Genomic DNA, 16,709 nt, shown 5'->3' on the forward strand with positions numbered 1-16,709 from the left:
GGCGAGATGTACGCAGCGCGAAACGGTGGGCACGGCGCGATGTGCCTTTGCCCACCCTACGGCCGCTCGCTATAATCGGCGCCAAAAAGGTCCGCCATGATCCACGTCTGTTCCCTCGCCGCGCTTCCCGAAACCGTCCGCCTCACCGGCGCCAGCCACGTGCTGACGGTGATGGCCAATGTCGAGCAGGTGGCGCGGCCCGTGTCCGTGCTGCCGGCCAATCATCTCAAGGTGTCGATGGACGACATCATCGAGGAGATGGACGGCTTCGTCGCACCGTCAGAGACGCATATCGAGCAGGTGTTGACCTTCGTGCGCGGCTGGGACCGTAGCGCGCCGCTGGTGGTGCATTGCTACGCCGGCATCAGCCGCTCCACGGCGAGCGCGTTTGCAGCGGTATGCGCACTCAATCCGAACCGCGATGAGATCGAGATCGCCAGGAAGATCCGCGCAGCCTCGCCCATCGCCTCGCCGAACCGGCGCATCGTCGGCCTCGCCGACCGTGCATTGGGACGCGACGGCCGCATGCTGCGCGCGCTCGACGAGATGGGCCCGGGCGCGATGATGGTCGAGGGCCGTCCCTTCGTGATCGAGCTCGAATGAGGCGAGAGTCGAATAGCAGCGGCTATGGGACTGCGCCCCCTCTCCCGCTTGCGGGGGAGGGTTGGGGAGAGGGTGCTTCCGCATCGGGGTTCTCCCGGCTTGGAGAGAGCCCTCACCCGCGCCTTTGGCTCGACCTCTCCCGCAAGCGGGAGAGGTGCAGCGAGCTCGCGGCGAGATTTGTTCAATGAGCCGACATATCTTTTTCGCAACAGCCGCGACATCAGCCGCATGAGCGAGACGCTCCTGACGCCGATCGAGATTGGCCTGACCGCGGCCATCGTCGCGATCGAGGACCACGAGCCGCTGATCCTCACCGCGCGCGGCGGTGATGGGCTTGCCGGCCTGCCGTTCGGGCCGTTCGATGCGCTCGCCCATCGCACCTTCGAGATCGGCCTGCGCGCCTGGGTCGAGCAACAGACGGGCCTGCGGCTCGGCTATGTCGAGCAGCTCTACACCTTCGGCGATCGCGGCCGTCATGCCGGTGCCGGCGACACCGGCCCGCATATGGTGTCGATCGGCTATCTCGCGCTGACGCGCGCCGCCAGCGGCGAGCTCGCCGCGACCGGCGCGAGCTTCGAGCCATGGTATCGCTTCTTCCCCTGGGAAGACTGGCGCGAGCAGCCGCCAGAGATCATCGCCCGCGACATCATCCCGGCGCTGACGAAATGGGCCGAGGAGGAGACGCCGCAGACGACGCGGGCGCTGCCGCGAAAGGATCGCGTGCGGTTCTATTTCGGTCTCGACGGTGCGCCCTGGGACGAGGAGCGCGTGCTCGATCGCTATGAGCTCCTGTACGAGGCCGGGATGATCGAGGAGGCGCGGCGCGACGGCAGGCCTGCGGCATTAGCGCGCAAGAGGCTTCCCGCGCTTGGGACCTCGATGCGGTTCGATCACCGGCGCATCCTCGCCACAGCCATCGCGCGGCTACGCGCAAAACTGAAGTATCGTCCTGTTGTTTTTGAACTTTTGCCCGCCGAATTCACACTTACGGAATTGCAGCATACGGTGGAGGCCATCTCCGGCCGGCACCTGCACAAACAGAATTTCCGCCGCCTCGTCGAAATGGAAGCCCTGGTCGAACCGACCGGGGCGATGTCGACACAGACCGGGGGACGCCCGGCGGCACTCTATCGCTTCCGCCGCGAAGTACTCCAGGAGCGGCCCGCGCCGGGCTTGCGCGTACGCTCCCGGCGCTAGATTAAGAATTTGCGATCGGCCCTGCCCGCCGGTTGCCTGGAGGCTTCATGTTCGACGGCCCGTTTGACGTCTTTGCGTTGATCCTTGCGATCGCCGCCTTCCTGATCGCGATCAAGGCCTCCAGTCAGGCGGCTGAGCTGCGCCGCCGGCTGAGCTCGCTCGAAGAGATGTTTGACGCGCAGCGGAAAGTTAAGCCGCCGCCACTTACGCCGACTTGGGAGCAGGCGCCCGCAACCGCGACGGCCGCCGCGGAGCCGCCGCCGCTTGCGCCGGAAGCCGAGCAGGCGCCCCCGGCCCTCGCCGAACCCGTTTCGCCGCCGCCGCTCGGAACGAGCACCGAGGCCGATGCACCGCCACCCCTGCCTGCACCCGCACCCGGCTTCGAGGAGCGACTCGGCACGCGCTGGGTGGTGTGGATCGGCGGGCTTGCGCTCGCGCTCGGCGGCTTCTTCATGGTGCGCTATTCGATCGAGGCCGGCCTCGTCGGGCCCGGCGTGCGCGTGTTCCTCGGCGGCCTGTTCGCGCTGGCGCTGCTCGGTGCCGGCGAATGGACACGGCGCAAGGAGAGCATCTCCAGCATCGCGGCGCTGCCGATCGCCAACATCCCCGCGATCCTCACCGCGGCCGGCACGGCGGTGGCGTTCGCGACCATCTATGCAGCCTACGCGCTCTACGGCTTCCTGGTGCCCGCCACCGCCTTCGTGCTGCTCGGCCTCGTCGCGCTCGGCACGCTGGCCGCCGCGCTGCTCCACGGGCCCGCGCTCGCCGGCCTCGGCGTCGTCGGCGCGTTCGTGACGCCGGTCCTCGTCTCCAGCGGCAAGCCGGACTATTGGGCGCTCTACATCTATCTTGCCATCGTCACCGCAGCGAGCTTCGGCCTTGCCCGCATCCGGCTATGGCGCTGGCTCGCGGTGACTACGATCGTCTTCGCGGTGCTCTGGACCTTCATGGGGCTCGAGCTCGAGCTGCAGGTGGCCCCGCACGCCTTCCACGTCATTGCGGGCTTCACGCTCGCTGCGCTTCTCGTCGTCTGCGGTTTCATGTTCGGCCCGACCATCGAGGACGGCGAGATCGAGCCAGTGTCGTCGAGCTCGCTCGGCGCCTATCTGTTCGCGGCAATGATCATCGTGCTGTCGAGCGCGCATGCCGATCTGGCGCTCATTGCCTTCACCCTGCTGGTCGCAGGGACGCTGTTTGTCGCCTGGCGCGCGCCGGCGGCAACGGGTGCACTGGGCGCGGCTGCGGCGACCGTCTTCATCGTGTTCGCGGAATGGGCGGTGCGGGCCAATCCCGACATGCTGGTGCTGCCGGGCGGCCCCATGGCCGGCATCGGTCCTGTCCCCACCGATAGTTCGGTGACACTGCATCTGGTCACGGCCGCGATCTTCGCCGCGGGCTTCGGCATCGCAGGCTTCCTCGCGCAGGGCCGGTCCAATTCGGCGATCATCCCGGTGGTGTGGTCGGCAAGTGCGGTCGCGACGCCGATCGCGATCCTGGTTGCGCTCTTCGCCCGCATCGCCCATCTCGACCGCTCGATCCCGTTTGCGATCCTCGCCGTGCTGCTCGCTGCCGCCTTTGGTGCTGCGACCGAATCGCTGACGCGGCGCGAGACCCGGCCGGGCGCCATGATCTCGACGGCGCTGTTCGCGACCGGTACGCTCGGCGCGCTCGCGCTGGCGCTGACCTTCGCGCTCGAGAAGGGCTGGCTCACCATCGCGCTCGCGCTGATGTCGCTCGGCACTGCCTGGATCTCGATGCAGCGGTCGATCCCGTTCCTGCGCTGGCTCGCCGCCGTCTTCGCCGGCATCGTCACGGCACGCATCGTCTATGATCCCTGCATCGTCGGCGATGCCGTCGGCACCACGCCGATTCTGAACTGGCTGTTGTGGGGCTATGGCCTGCCGGCGCTGTCGTTCTGGGGCGCGAGCATGTTCCTGCGCCGCCGTGCCGACGATGCGCCGCTGCGCATGGTCGAGGCTGCGGCCGTCCTGTTCACCGCGCTGCTCGCCTTCATGGAAATCCGGCACCTTGCGACCGGCGGCCGCATGACCTCGCCGCCTTCGCTGCTGGAATTCTCGCTGCAAGTCTGCGTCACGCTCGCGATGGCGATCGGGCTGGAGCGCCTGCGGCTGCGCAGCCACAGCATCGTGCACAATGTCGGCGCGGTCGCGCTCACCGCGATCGCCGGGCTCATCAGCGTGTTCGGCCTGCTGATCCTGGAGAACCCGCTGCTGCTCTCCAGCGTCAATGTCGGCGGCCTCGTGTTCAACCTGCTGCTGCTCGGCTATGCGCTCCCCGCGGTGCTGATGCTGCTGTTGTCCTATGCGGTGGCGGGCCATCGCCCCGCCGCCTATGCCAATACGATTGCGGGCGGGGCACTTGTGTTCGCGCTCACCTACGTGACGCTGGAGATCCGCCGCTTCTATCACGGCCCGGTCCTGCTCTATGGCGGCACCACGGGCGCGGAGCAATACACCTATTCGATCGGCTGGCTCGCCTTCGGCGTGGTGCTGCTCGGCGTCGGCATCCTGGTCAATTCGGAGCGGGCGCGGCTCGCCTCTGCCGCCGTCATCGCGCTGACGATCCTGAAGGCCTTCGTCATCGATATGTCGACGCTGACAGGCGTCTACCGCGCGCTGTCGTTCATGTGTCTCGGCGTCGTGCTGGTCGCGATCGGCTGGCTCTACCAGCGCATCCTATTCCGGCGGCAAACGCCGCCGGCTCCGCAGACGAGCGCGTAGGGATCAGTGGAGGTCCCCTCACCTGGATCGCATCTTCGATGCGATCCGACCTCTCCCTTCGGGAGAGGTGAGCCAAGAGCCTGCGCCGCTTTTAGGCCGCGCGGACCGACTCCAGGAACTGCGCGACTTCGACCCTCAGACGGGTGCTGTCGGTCGCCAGTGATTTCGCCGCCGACAGCACTTCAGTCGAGGCCGAGCCGGTTTCGATCGCCCCGCGCTGCACGTTGGTGATGTTCGACGATACTTCCTGGGTGCCGAGCGAAGCCTGCTGGACGTTGCGCGATATCTCCTGCGTGGCCGCGCCCTGTTCTTCGACCGCGGCGGCGATCGCAGCGGAGACTTCGGACAGACGCTCGATGGTGCCGCCGATCTCCTGGATGGCGCTGACGGATTCCTGCGTGGCGGCCTGAATCCCTGCGACCTGCGCACCGATCTCGCCGGTGGCTTTCGCGGTCTGCTCGGCGAGCGCCTTCACTTCCGAGGCAACGACGGCGAAGCCGCGGCCGGCCTCGCCGGCGCGCGCGGCCTCGATGGTGGCGTTCAGCGCCAACAGGTTGGTCTGGCCCGCGATGGTGTTGATGAGCTCGACGACGTCGCCGATGCGCGAGGCCGCCTGAGACAGCGCGTTGACGCGCTCGTTGGTCCGCGCCGCCTGCTCGACGGCTTCTGCGGCCATCCGCGCCGAGTCCTGCACGCGGCGGCTGATCTCGGTGATGGAGGAGGACAGCTCCTCCGAGGCGGAAGCAACCGCCTGGACGTTGGTGGAGGCTTCCTCCGAGGCGGCGGCGACGACGGTCGCGAGCTCCTGGCCGCGCTGGGCGGTGCCGGTCAGCGTCGCTGCCGATGCTTCGAGCTCGGTCGAGGCTGATGACACGGTCTCGACCACCTCGCCGATCATGGCCTCGAAATTGCGCGTGATGGCATCGACGCGGCGGCCGCGCTCGATCTTGGCTTCGGCATCGCGCGCCGCTGCCTGGTCGGCGGCTTTCTTGGCGATCAGCGCCTCCTTGAAGATCTGGAGCGCATCGGCCATGGCGCCGATCTCGGTCTTGTCGCCGCGATGCGGCACGTCGGCCGAGAGGTCGCCCTGGCCGAGCGACTGCATCGGACGGATGATCGAAGCAATGCCACGAGAGACGTCGCGCACGAGATAATACGCGGCGCCGATCGCGATCACGACCGAAAACACAATGATGCCGACCAGGACGCGGAAGATCGTGGCGTAACTGTCGGACGCCTGCTTGGTCTCCAGCTCGGCGCCCTGATTGTTCAACTCGATACCCTTCTGGAGCAGCGGATCGGCGGCCTGGGCCATTTTCGCGACCTTGGTCTGCAACAGCTCGTTGGCATCGGTCGGGAAGCGGCCGACGCTCTTGCGCGACAGCGCCATCACCTCCTGAACGCCATTCAGATACTCGGCCCACGCCTTCGCCCATTGTTCGTAGAGCGCGCGCTCCTCGGCGGCAGTGATCAGCGGCTCGTAGACCTTGCGGGTCTTCTCGATGCGTTCGCGGAGCGAGGCGAGGCGCTTCTCTGCGGCATCCTTGCCTTCAGCACTATCCTGCATCAGGTGCAAACGAAGTGCGACGCGCAGCTCGTTAATGTCGGCGCGCATCGAGCCGAGCGCACGCACGCTGGGGAGCCAGCTCTGCGCAATCTCGACGGTGTGGGCGTTGATGTTCTGCATCGTGCCGATCGCCGTCACGCCGACACCGGCGAGCGAGAGCACGAGGACTGACAACACGGTCAGCAGCTTGAAGACGATCGACAACTTCGACATCACAACAAATCCCAACGATGCCTGGCAACGCGCACATCACCTGCGCCACAGGCGTCACGACGGACGACCGGGCCGAGGTCAGTTCAACAATGCTGGCTGGTTCTTATCCCGTAAGATTGCGCTCTATCCTCGCAAGCAGGCGTTAACATCGTCCTACGTAAAACTACCGGGCGGGCGGACATTCGTTGTTTTCTGCAATCATCCGCTGCACCTGCACGGATCTCGCGCTGCACCGCGCTTGATGGAGCAACATCTCCAAGGCTAACGGTCGCAGGGCGAAATACGCACGCGCGCGACCGCCGCAGGTTCGCGCGCGGCGGCTGCAAGCGATGCCTATTGAACGTCGTCAGCCGGCGCGCACAGAGCCGAGAAACTTGCCGACTTCGAGCTTGAGACGGTTGCTGTCGCCGGACAGCATTTGCGCGGCAGACAGGATCTGAGAAGACACCGAGCCGGTCTCGCTTGCGGCGCGCTGCACGTCGGTGATGTTGGACGACACCTGATGAGTGCCTGCCGCCGCCTGCTGCACGTTGCGAGAAATTTCCTACGTCGCGGCGCCCTGCTCTTCCACGGCGGCCGCAATCGTCGAGGAGATTTCCGACAGCTTCTCGATGGTATCGCTGATGGCCTTGATGGTACCGACCGAATGTTCGGTCGCGGACTGGATGCTGGCTATCTGCTGCCCGATCTCGCCAGTCGCCTTCGCAGTCTGCTCGGCGAGCGCCTTGACCTCGGAGGCAACCACTGCAAATCCCTTGCCGGCTTCGCCAGCGCGGGCCGCCTCGATTGTGGCGTTGAGTGCGAGCAGATTGGTCTGGCCCGCGATCGTATTGATCAGTTCGACCAAGAAGGTCTCGTCATAGTTGTAAATTGCAACCTGAAGTCGGAGCCTAGGAAGCTTTGCATCCGACGGTCTCTCCAACAAGGCTGACGCGAAAGACCGGCTGCTTGTTCTCGTCGAGCAGCTCCATGCGCCACTCGGCATTCGGCTTCAGGCCGCGGGCGATGCCGCCGAGCAGATTGGCACAAACCTCAGTCATCTCAGTCCAGGCCGCTGCGCGGTCCTCGAACTCGTACGGCTGATCGGCGGCGCCGGAATAGCGACCGGTGCTGATGCGGAAGAAGTACAGCGACATCGTTGAACCCCTTGCGTCGGGGCGTCCCCCGGCCGTACGCAAACTGGGACGCGAACAGCTACCAAGGCATGAAAGCCGCCGTCCGTATGACTACGGCGCGGCGGCTTCGTGCTCGATCGATTCTTCAACGAAAAACTGTGCGGCTGTCCTGTGCAGCCAACTCACTGCGTCGAGCGGCGCAGCTCCAGCGGAGCCTCGGCCTTCGCGGGTTCCGACTTGGCTTCCGACTTCACCGGCTCGAGGCGACCGCTCTCGACACGCGGCGTCTCGACCCGCGCGGCGACTTCGGTGTTGGGTGCAGCGATCGAACCGGTCCGCTCCGAGCTGCGCAACGAGCGCGGACGCGCGGCGGCGCGCGCCATTAGCATCTGATTGCCGCCCTGATGGTGGAAGTCGCAATAGGCGAAGCCCATGCCTGACACCGAGCCGCGGAAGCTGCGATCATCGGTCTTTTCCAGGTTGAAGCAGGGCTCGAACGGAATCCCCTTGATCGAGGCGCAGACGTTCTGGCCGCGGATTTGGAGCGTATTGCCGGGCAGACGAAGATGCTTCACCGGGCCCGCGCCCGAGAATTGCACCGCGCCGGCGGCACCGAGGTCGTCGAGGATGCGGCCCGCACCGCGGGTGCCGTCGAAACAGGTGAAGGCGAACACCTTGCCGGCGACGAAACGGCGCGCCTCGTCAGCATTCATGCTCCCGGCAATGGCCGGCGCAAACGTCGCTGCCGCCGTGACAGCCCCCAACACAATACGCGCAAGCATGCTCAACTCCGAACCAACCCCCGCAGCGGGCGATGCCTTATCTCTCTTTACCCGCTGCTTACCATACCAACCATGGCAACATTGGAGCAGCTTGGTTGGTAAAGTCTGAACGCCGTCAGACAATTTTTACCACGATGCGGCCGCGAACCGCGCCGGCCAGAATTTTCGCGCCCCAGTCGGGCACCTCGGCGAGGGGAATTTCCTGAGTGATTTCAGCTAGTTTTGTCCGGTCCAGATCGGACGCCAGGCGCTGCCAAGCGGCTTTCCGCGGCTCGATCGGGCACATCACCGAATCGATGCCGAGAAGGCACACTCCGCGCAAAATGAACGGCGCGACAGAAGATGGCAGGTCCATGCCGGCCGCCAGGCCGCACGCCGCGATCGCTCCACCGTATTTCGTCATCGACAGGAGGTTGGCGAGCGTGGTCGAGCCGACGCTGTCGACGCCACCCGCCCAGCGCTCCTTGGCCAGAGGCTTCGCCGGCGCCGACAATTCGTTGCGGTCGATCACTTCGGCTGCGCCCAGATGCTTCAGATAATCTGCTTCCGCGGCGCGACCGGTCGAGGCGATGACGTGATAGCCGAGCTTCGACAGCACGGCGGTCGCAACCGAGCCGACGCCGCCGGCGGCGCCCGTCACCACCACCGGACCACTCTTTGGCGAGAGGCCCTGTTTCTCCAGGGCGATCACGGACAGCATCGCTGTGAAGCCGGCGGTGCCGATCGCCATGGCGTCGCGCGCCGACAGGCCCTGCGGCAGCGCCACCAGCCAGTCGCCCTTCACCCGCGCCTTCTCGGCATAGGCGCCGAGATGGGTTTCGCCCATGCCCCAGCCGGTGCAGACCACCTTGTCGCCCGCCTTCCACTGCGGATGCGAGGACGCTTCGATCGTGCCGGCGAAATCGATGCCGGCGATCATTGGGAAGCGCCGCACCACCGGCGCCTTGCCGGTAAGTGCGAGGCCGTCCTTGTAGTTCAGCGTCGACCATTCCACACGCACGGTGACGTCGCCGTCCATCAGCTCGGCTTCATCGAACTGCGTCAGCTGCGCGGTGGTGCCCTTGTCCGCCTTGTCGATCCGGATCGCCTTGAACGTGGCCACGACTAAACTCCCTGACTTGTTTGTCGAGGATGTTTAGCCGATCAGGCCGGCTGCGCAACCGCCCGTGTCACCGGTTTCTCCACGATCGGAAGATTGATCAGTGCAGAAAGCACGCCGAACACGATCGAGAGCCACCAGATCGGCGTATAGGAACCGAAGCGCTCGAACACGATGCCGCCGAGCCAGACACCGAGGAAGCCGCCGACCTGATGGCTGACGAAGGCAAAGCCATAGAGCGTTGCGAGCCAGCGCGTGCCGAACATCAGCGCCACCAGCGCCGAGGTCGGCGGCACCGTCGACAGCCAGGTCAGGCCGGAGATCGCACCGAACGCGATCGCCGAGAACGGCGTGATCGGGAACGAGATGAAGGCAAGGGTCGCGAGCGCGCGAGTGAAGTAGATGGTCGAGAGGATGTAGCGTTTGGGCAGATAGTTCTGGAGGTAGCCGACGCTGAGCGAGCCCACGATGTTGAACAGGCCGATCGCCGCGATGACCCAGCCGCCGGTTTGCGCCGAGATGCCACGATCGACCAGGAAGGCCGGCAGATGCACGGTGATGAAGGCGAGCTGGAAACCGCAGGTGAAGAAGCCGAGCACCAAGAGCACGTAGGAGCGGTGACCGAAGGCTTCCGCCAGCGCCTTGGTGAAGGTCTGCTCATCCGCAGGCGCCGCGGTTGCCGTGCTTGCGACCGGCGGCGTCGAGAGCGCCAGCGACAGCGGGATGATCAGCAGCATCAGGAAGCCGAACACGGAGAGCGCCTGCTGCCAGCCGAAATTGTCGATCAGCGCGACGCCGATCGGCGCGAACAGGAATTGCCCGAACGATCCCGCCGCGGTGCCGGCGCCGAGCGCAAGGCCGCGCTTCTCGGCCGGCAGCAGCTTGCTGAAGGCCGACAGCACCAGGTTGAACGAGCAGCCGGCAAGACCGAAGCCGACCATCACGCCGGCGCCGATGTTGAGTGACAGCGGCGTCGAGGAGTAGCGCATCAGGAGCAGGCCGCCGGCATAGAGCAGAGCGCCGACACACATCACCCGGAACAGGCCAAAGCGATCCGCCACCGCCCCGGCGAGAGGCTGACCCAAGCCCCACAGCAGATTCTGCACGGCGATCGCGAGGCCGAACACGTCGCGGCCCCAGGTGAACTCATGGCTCATCGGCTGCACGAAGAAGCCAAGCGCCGAGCGCGGACCGAAGCCGAGCATGCCGATGGCGCAGCCGCAGAGAATGATCACAGCCGGGGTGCGCCAGTTCGAGGAACGTGAGGCCGGAGCGAGCTCGCCGATCTGTGTCGACATGGTGGTCCTCGTCTGTCGTTGGCGGTTCTGCAAATCGGCAGCCGCGAATGAGCCCGGTTTAATGCACCTGCATGAAAATCCCAAGTCAAAAACGATTGCATTCCACGGGGAGCTGCCACCGGAGCATTGCAATTCACGCGGCCTCGCCTGACGGGCACTTGACGGGAATGTGTGCGGCAGCGCCTAGGCGTCTTCGGTAAAGCATGCTATTCTTGATTTACTCAGTTTGAGCATATAAGAGCTGGGTGACATTCGCTCCGGCCACTCGGCCGGACTATTCAGGACCTGTATATACTCAAATTGAGTATAAACAATGCGAGGGAGGCTTCGATGCCGATCATTGGAATTTACGGCCCCGACGATTTCGCCAACCGGCCGCCCGGCCAAATCAATGGCCAAATCAATGGCCATCAAGTCCATGACCATGTCGTCAGCTCCCCTCCCGCCGCGCCGAGCCGGCCGGGGCTTGCGCTGCCGATGCCCTCGCTGGACTGGACGCCGGAGGTCGAGCGCGCCACGGCATCCCTGTATGAGCGCGTGAAGCAGGTGATCCCGCCGATCGAATGGCCGCTGATGGCGCCGACAATCAAGGCGATCAACGAGCTGAAGGCGGCGCGGGGCGCGGTGATCCTCGCGCACAACTACCAGGCCCCGGAAATCTTTCACTGCGTCGCCGACATCGGCGGCGATTCGCTCCAGCTCGCGGTCGAAGCCACCAAGGTGAAGGCCGGCATCATCGTCCAGTGCGGCGTGCACTTCATGGCGGAGACGTCAAAACTGCTCAACCCGGACAAGACGGTGCTGATTCCGGACTCGCGCGCAGGCTGCTCACTGGCCGCCAGCATCACCGGCGCAGACGTTCGCCTGCTGCGCGAGAAATTCCCTGGCGTGCCGGTCGTTGCCTACGTCAACACCTCGGCCGAGGTGAAGGCCGAGGTCGACATTTGCTGCACCTCGTCGAACGCGGTGCAGGTGGTCGAGAGCCTGAATGCGCCTAGCGTGATCTTCCTGCCCGACCGCTATCTCGCCACCTACGTGGCCTCGAAGACCGACGTGAAGATTATTGCCTGGAAGGGCGCCTGCGAAGTGCACGAGCGCTTCACGGGTGAAGAGCTGCGCAGTCTTCGCGATGACGATCCCTCGGTGCAGATCATCGCGCATCCCGAATGCCCGCCGGACGTGTTGGCGGAGGCCGACTTCACCGGCTCGACCGCGCACATGATCAGCTGGGTGCGCAACAAGCGGCCGCGGCGGCTGGTGATGATCACGGAATGCTCGATGGCCGACAATGTGCGGGCCGAGCTGCCCGACGTGGAGATGCTGCGCCCCTGCAATCTCTGCCCGCACATGAAGCGCATCACGCTTGCCAATATCCTGGAGAGCCTGCTGACGCTCCGCGAGGAAGTGACGATCGATCCCGCGCTCGCGGAGCGCGCACGGCGCTCGGTCGAGCGGATGATCAATTTGAAGAATTGAGAGCGAGAAGCAGCAACACACCCGTCGTCTGAGACAAGCGCGCGCAGATCCGGGACCGACAGGACGCGAGTATTGGCACGCTGGTGGTCCCGGCCTGCTGCAACAACAACAGCAATGGGTTCTGGCTTTGGCCAGGACGACAATGAAGAAACCATGCAAGACAGAATCGAAAATCTCACCCGCACCACCGACGACGTGGTCATCGTCGGCGGCGGTCTTGCCGGATTGTTCTGCGCGCTGAAGCTCGCGCCGCGGCCCGTGACGCTGATCTCGGCTGCGCCGCTGGGACAGGGCGCATCCTCCGCGTGGGCACAAGGCGGCATCGCGGCGGCAGTGGCCGAAGCCGATAGTCCGGAAGCGCATACCGCGGATACGATTGCCGTCGGGGGCGGTCTCGTCGATAAAGCCGTTGCACTTGGGATGGCGCGGGAGGCGGCGCCGCGAATCCATGATCTTCTCGCCTTTGGTGTCCCATTCGATCGCGACCTGGAAGGAAAGCTCGCCGTCGGACGCGAAGCCGCACATTCGGCCCGGCGCATCGTACATGTGCGCGGCGACGGAGCCGGTGCCGCGATCATCGCGGCCTTGAGCGAAGCTGTGCGCCGCACGCCGTCGATCCGTATCATCGAAGGTCTGGTCGCCGAAGCATTGTTGACCGAGCACGGTGCCGTCACGGGCATTCAATTGCGCGAGGCCGGCCATCCCTGTGCACGGCCGATCACCCTCGCCTCGCGCGCGATCGTGCTGGCCACCGGCGGCCTTGGGCATCTCTATGCCGTCACCACCAATCCGCTCGACGCCAGCGGCTCGGGCCTTGCGATCGCCGCTCGCGCCGGTGCGGTGATCGCCGATCCGGAATTCGTGCAATTCCATCCGACCGCCATCAGGGTCGGGCGCGATCCGGCGCCGCTTGCGACCGAGGCGCTGCGCGGCGAAGGCGCGACGCTCATCAACGGCAATGGCGAGCGTTTTATGGCGGCGCGCCATCCGCTCGCCGAGCTCGCACCGCGCGACATCGTCGCCCGCGGCGTCTTTGCCGAAATCGCGGCCGGACGCGGTGCCTTCCTCGATGCGCGGCAGGCGCTGGGTGCGCCCTTCGCCGACAAATTTCCGACCGTGCATGCAAGCTGCCTCGCCGCCGGAATTGATCCCGCGGCAGAGGCCATCCCGATCGCGCCGGCCGCGCACTATCACATGGGCGGCATCGCGGTGGACGCGCGCGGCCGCAGCTCGATCGACGGGCTCTGGGCCGGCGGCGAAGTGGCCTGCACCGGCGCGCATGGCGCCAACCGGCTCGCTTCCAATTCGTTGCTGGAGGCCGTGGTCTACGCCGCGCGCATCGCCGAGGACATCGCCGGCTGCGCCGTCCCCGCGCCCGCCCGGCTTCCGGACGCATTGGTGATGCCGCGCGGCGGCGCGCCGGAGGCTACGGCCGTGAAGCGGCTGCGAGCCATGATGAACACACGCGTCGGCGTCATCCGCGACGCCGACGGATTGGCGGAGGCCGTCCGCAGCTTCGCCGCGCTTGAACGCGAGGCCGGCAACATCGCGCTGCGCAACATGGCGACCTCCGCGCTGCTCGTAGCCGCTGCTGCCTGGAGCCGGCGCGAGAGCCGCGGCGCGCATTTCCGCGCCGACCATCCGGCGGATGTCCCTGCCCTGGCGCAACGAACGATGACCACGCTCGACGCTGTGCGCGAAGTGGCCGACGGCCTCGCCGATCGCCCGATGCCACCCACCGCGCAACCCATCATGGCCTGACGGAGCTCTCATGATCACCGCAACCTCGCTGCTCTATCCCGACGCCTTTCTCTCGCCCCTCGCAATTGACGAGGCCGTGCAGCGCGCACTCGACGAAGATCTCGGTCGCGCCGGCGACGTCACCTCGCTGGCAACGATTCCGGAAGCAACGACGGCGCAGGCGATCCTGGTCGCCCGCCAGTCCGGCGTGATCGCCGGATTGCCGCTGGCGCTGGCGACGCTGCAAAAGCTCTCGCCCGACATCGACGTGCGTGCGCATGTCCGCGACGCGGCACGGGTTGCCCGGGGGCAGCAGGTGTTGACGATCTCAGGGCCCGCGCGCGCCATTCTCACGTCGGAGCGGACCGCACTGAACTTCGTCGGCCGCCTGTCGGGTATCGCGACGCTGACGGCCGACTATGTCGCGCGCACCGAAGGCACGCGGATGCGCATCTGCTGCACGCGAAAGACCACGCCGGGATTGCGGGCGCTGGAAAAGTACGCCGTGCGCTGCGGCGGCGGTTTCAATCACCGCTTCGGCCTCGACGATGCGATCCTGATCAAGGACAATCACATCGCGGTCGCCGGCGGCATCCGCCCCGTGCTGGAGCGCGCCCGCGCTCATGCCGGCCATCTCGTCAAGATCGAGATCGAGGTGGACACGCTTGCGCAACTGCGCGAGGTACTGGCCACCGGAATGGCCGACGCGGTGCTGCTCGACAACATGGATACCGCGACGTTGCGCGAGGCGGCGCGGATCAACGAGGGCCGCCTCAAGCTGGAAGCGTCCGGCGGCGTCACACTGGACTCGATCGCGGCGATCGCCGCCACCGGCGTCGACTACGCCTCGGCCGGCGCGCTGACGCACTCGGCGCCGAATTTCGACTGTGCGCTGGATATCGAGGCGTGATGGTCCTTGCCTCTCCCCGCAAGCGGGCGAGGCAAGAAAACTACCGCCGCTCGCCCATCTCCGCGGAACTCTTGGCTTCCTGCGCAAGCGCGGCGGAAAGCGCTGCGGTCTGCGCGGGCGTGCCCCAGCTTGGCTCCTCGCTGCCATCGCCCCAGGCGCGCGGACGGTAGAAGGTGTGCACGCCGGTCTTGTACATCTTCTTCATCTCGGCGACCCAGGACGGGCGCACCCAATAGGCATGGTAGTGCGTGGACTTGCCGACCTCGGGCAGCCAGATCTGGCCATCGAGCATCGCCTTCGAAATCTTCTTGGCGCGCTCCCACATCTCGGGCTCGCGGATCACGTCGGCGTTGTTGTCGCAGGCGAAGGTGAACTGGCAGGCGAGGTGGCGGTACTTGTTCTGATAGACCACGCCGCACACGGTGTCGGGATATTTTCCCGAGAACACGCGGTTCATCACGACCTGCGCGACCGCCATCTGGCCGCGCACGGCCTCGCCGCGCGATTCGAAATAGACCGCTTCGGCGAGACACTTCTCGGACTTGGCGCGCGACTTGTCGTCGAGCGCGAGCCGCTCCGCGGGCGATCTGGCGCGCTGGTTGTCGGCGTTGACCTCGCCCTTCGGGGCGACGCTCTCGCCGCTCTCGATGTCCTTGGCGATCTCGGCTGTCGGCGGCGACAGCGAGGCCGTCACCTTCATATCGGGATCAGGCATTACGATCAGCGGCTCGGCCCCGGGCTGCCAGCTCTCGATGCTCTCGAGACTACCGCCGAGCGAGGAGCTGCCGAAGAACAGGTTCGACGTCTTGACGCTGAAGGGATCGCGCGCCGGGGCGGCCGGCGCCGTGGCCCGCTTCAGCGCTTCCAGCGGCTGCACCGCGATCGCGCGCGCGGCATCGCTCGCCTGCGGCGCATTGGTATATTGCGGCAGCGGCGGTGCACGGAGCGCTTCCTGGAGCTCGGGATCGAGCGCGGCCGCGGACTCCGGCGACATCGGCGGCGGTAACGCGGCGGTCTTGGCACCGAATACCGAGCTGTTCGAGGTCGCGGGATTTTCCTGCGCGGGCACTGCCGGCGGCGCAGCGGCCTCGGGAGGTGTCGTCGGGGTCATGATCGCGAGGCGATCACCCTTCATCGAGCGATCGACCTTTGGAAAATCGGCGGCCTGGTAGTGCGGCGGCGTCTGCAGCGCCGGATTGCGGCTGATCGCACCCGTGACGTCGCGACCATCGATGCTGGCGAGGCGAACCATTGCGCTCTGCGGAACCGAGGTGCCGATCGGCCGGGAAAAACTGTAGGTGGCGAGCTGGATCGAGGACGCCGCGGAATACACCTGCTTCTGCCAACGCTCGGCGACGCCCGGTTGGCGCGCCAGCAGCGAGGCAATGTCCTGATAGCCGGTCTCTCTCGGCATCAATGCGAAGATGCAGAGACCGATGCCGAAGGACGCGAACCGCGCGCCCTTCGGATGGTTACGCAACAGTGACATCGATACGCTCACGCTACGCTTACGCCAGTTCCGATCGAACGTCAGTACATCCGTGCAATTCGATCTTGATTGTAAGTATCCAATTTAGGTTGCCGGTGCGTTAATCGACGTGGCGCGCACGGCACACTCAAGCAAACACGGGTGTTTTCACGGGGCGATCGCGCGCGGTGGTAAATGCGTCGTCACGTCAGGGGGTAAACAACCGGTCAACGCGAATGGTGAAGGAACTCTTGCGCACATGTATCAATACGGGACGCGCGATCATTATGCTGTTTGGCGTTTGCGCAAAGCGTTCCCCCATCACGGGTGTCATGCTTCGCGAAAGCGGGGCATCCAGTACGCCGCGTCGTCTCGATTCATCACGACCGTCTCGGCGTATTGGATTGCCCGGTCAAGCCGGGCGATGACAGGGAGTGCGGCGAACGCGTCCCGCAAGCTCGTCATTGCGAGCGCAGCGAAGCAATCCAGTCTGCCTCCGG

12 protein-coding genes and 1 pseudogene are annotated in these 16,709 nt (G+C 65.9%); 6 read left to right on the forward strand and 7 right to left on the reverse strand.

What is annotated here, in order from left to right; translation table 11 throughout:
• Nucleotides 1-96: 96 nt before the first annotated feature.
• The 3 genes from IVA91_RS14015 to IVA91_RS14025 all read left to right on the forward strand — a co-directional run bounded on the left by IVA91_RS14015 (nucleotide 97) and on the right by IVA91_RS14025 (nucleotide 4,541).
• Nucleotides 97-603 carry a protein tyrosine phosphatase gene (locus IVA91_RS14015; protein ID WP_247280309.1) on the forward strand — a complete coding sequence of 169 codons (507 nt, stop codon included), beginning with the start codon at nucleotides 97-99 and terminating at the stop codon, nucleotides 601-603.
• 228 nt (nucleotides 604-831) lie between these two features.
• The gene (locus IVA91_RS14020) at nucleotides 832-1,800 is read left to right on the forward strand and encodes an NAD regulator (RefSeq protein WP_247280308.1); all 969 of its coding nucleotides are present in this window, start codon (nucleotides 832-834) and stop codon (nucleotides 1,798-1,800) included.
• 47 nt (nucleotides 1,801-1,847) lie between these two features.
• Nucleotides 1,848-4,541: a DUF2339 domain-containing protein gene (locus IVA91_RS14025; protein ID WP_247280307.1), complete on the forward strand. Its 2,694-nt coding sequence runs from the start codon at nucleotides 1,848-1,850 to the stop codon at nucleotides 4,539-4,541.
• A gap of 91 nt (nucleotides 4,542-4,632) precedes the next feature.
• Here the strand turns inward: IVA91_RS14025 and IVA91_RS14030 are convergent, their stop codons facing one another.
• The 6 genes and pseudogenes from IVA91_RS14030 to IVA91_RS14060 form a co-directional block, all read right to left on the reverse strand.
• The gene (locus IVA91_RS14030) at nucleotides 4,633-6,321 is read right to left on the reverse strand and encodes a methyl-accepting chemotaxis protein (protein ID WP_247280306.1); all 1,689 of its coding nucleotides are present in this window, start codon (nucleotides 6,319-6,321) and stop codon (nucleotides 4,633-4,635) included.
• A 346-nt stretch (nucleotides 6,322-6,667) separates the two neighbouring features.
• A pseudogene (locus IVA91_RS36540) lies at nucleotides 6,668-7,168 on the reverse strand (methyl-accepting chemotaxis protein); the annotation flags it as partial.
• A gap of 43 nt (nucleotides 7,169-7,211) precedes the next feature.
• On the reverse strand, nucleotides 7,212-7,457 hold the full coding sequence (locus tag IVA91_RS14045) for a hypothetical protein (RefSeq protein WP_247280305.1): 246 nt from the start codon (nucleotides 7,455-7,457) through the stop codon (nucleotides 7,212-7,214).
• 161 nt (nucleotides 7,458-7,618) lie between these two features.
• Nucleotides 7,619-8,218 carry a hypothetical protein gene (locus tag IVA91_RS14050; protein WP_247280304.1) on the reverse strand — a complete coding sequence of 200 codons (600 nt, stop codon included), beginning with the start codon at nucleotides 8,216-8,218 and terminating at the stop codon, nucleotides 7,619-7,621.
• A gap of 115 nt (nucleotides 8,219-8,333) precedes the next feature.
• Entirely contained in the window at nucleotides 8,334-9,320 is a 987-nt protein-coding gene (locus tag IVA91_RS14055) for an MDR family oxidoreductase (RefSeq protein WP_247280303.1), read from the reverse strand.
• A gap of 41 nt (nucleotides 9,321-9,361) precedes the next feature.
• Entirely contained in the window at nucleotides 9,362-10,615 is a 1,254-nt protein-coding gene (locus tag IVA91_RS14060; RefSeq protein WP_247418045.1) for an MFS transporter, read from the reverse strand.
• A gap of 330 nt (nucleotides 10,616-10,945) precedes the next feature.
• On the opposite strand from IVA91_RS14060, the gene nadA reads away from it, so the two are divergent.
• The 3 genes from nadA to nadC all read left to right on the forward strand — a co-directional run bounded on the left by nadA (nucleotide 10,946) and on the right by nadC (nucleotide 14,741).
• A complete protein-coding gene (gene nadA / locus IVA91_RS14065; RefSeq protein ID WP_247280301.1) occupies nucleotides 10,946-12,091 on the forward strand; it encodes a quinolinate synthase NadA in 1,146 nt (381 codons plus the stop codon).
• A 153-nt stretch (nucleotides 12,092-12,244) separates the two neighbouring features.
• Nucleotides 12,245-13,852 (forward strand): L-aspartate oxidase, encoded by a 1,608-nt coding sequence (locus IVA91_RS14070; protein WP_247458824.1) that lies wholly within the window; start codon nucleotides 12,245-12,247, stop codon nucleotides 13,850-13,852.
• A gap of 10 nt (nucleotides 13,853-13,862) precedes the next feature.
• The gene (gene nadC / locus IVA91_RS14075; RefSeq protein ID WP_247280299.1) at nucleotides 13,863-14,741 is read left to right on the forward strand and encodes a carboxylating nicotinate-nucleotide diphosphorylase; all 879 of its coding nucleotides are present in this window, start codon (nucleotides 13,863-13,865) and stop codon (nucleotides 14,739-14,741) included.
• A gap of 40 nt (nucleotides 14,742-14,781) precedes the next feature.
• Here the strand turns inward: nadC and IVA91_RS14080 are convergent, their stop codons facing one another.
• Nucleotides 14,782-16,230: a cell wall hydrolase gene (locus tag IVA91_RS14080; protein ID WP_247280298.1), complete on the reverse strand. Its 1,449-nt coding sequence runs from the start codon at nucleotides 16,228-16,230 to the stop codon at nucleotides 14,782-14,784.
• Nucleotides 16,231-16,709: the final 479 nt, after the last annotated feature.

The organism is Bradyrhizobium sp. 153, from assembly GCF_023073835.1.
Taxonomy (GTDB): Bacteria; Pseudomonadota; Alphaproteobacteria; order Rhizobiales; family Xanthobacteraceae; genus Bradyrhizobium.

Excerpts from the sequence above, each read along its gene's own strand:
- IVA91_RS14080 (WP_247280298.1), bottom strand. The coding sequence starts at position 16,230 with ATGTCACTGTTGCGTAACCATCCGAAGGGCGCGCGGTTCGCGTCCTTC.
- IVA91_RS14045 (WP_247280305.1), bottom strand. The coding sequence starts at position 7,457 with ATGTCGCTGTACTTCTTCCGCATCAGCACCGGTCGCTATTCCGGCGCC.
- IVA91_RS14015 (WP_247280309.1), top strand. The coding sequence starts at position 97 with ATGATCCACGTCTGTTCCCTCGCCGCGCTTCCCGAAACCGTCCGCCTC.
- nadC (WP_247280299.1), top strand. The coding sequence starts at position 13,863 with ATGATCACCGCAACCTCGCTGCTCTATCCCGACGCCTTTCTCTCGCCC.
- IVA91_RS14050 (WP_247280304.1), bottom strand. The coding sequence starts at position 8,218 with ATGCTTGCGCGTATTGTGTTGGGGGCTGTCACGGCGGCAGCGACGTTT.
- IVA91_RS14030 (WP_247280306.1), bottom strand. The coding sequence starts at position 6,321 with ATGTCGAAGTTGTCGATCGTCTTCAAGCTGCTGACCGTGTTGTCAGTC.
- IVA91_RS14070 (WP_247458824.1), top strand. The coding sequence starts at position 12,245 with ATGCAAGACAGAATCGAAAATCTCACCCGCACCACCGACGACGTGGTC.
- IVA91_RS14060 (WP_247418045.1), bottom strand. The coding sequence starts at position 10,615 with ATGTCGACACAGATCGGCGAGCTCGCTCCGGCCTCACGTTCCTCGAAC.
- IVA91_RS14020 (WP_247280308.1), top strand. The coding sequence starts at position 832 with ATGAGCGAGACGCTCCTGACGCCGATCGAGATTGGCCTGACCGCGGCC.
- nadA (WP_247280301.1), top strand. The coding sequence starts at position 10,946 with ATGCCGATCATTGGAATTTACGGCCCCGACGATTTCGCCAACCGGCCG.
- IVA91_RS14025 (WP_247280307.1), top strand. The coding sequence starts at position 1,848 with ATGTTCGACGGCCCGTTTGACGTCTTTGCGTTGATCCTTGCGATCGCC.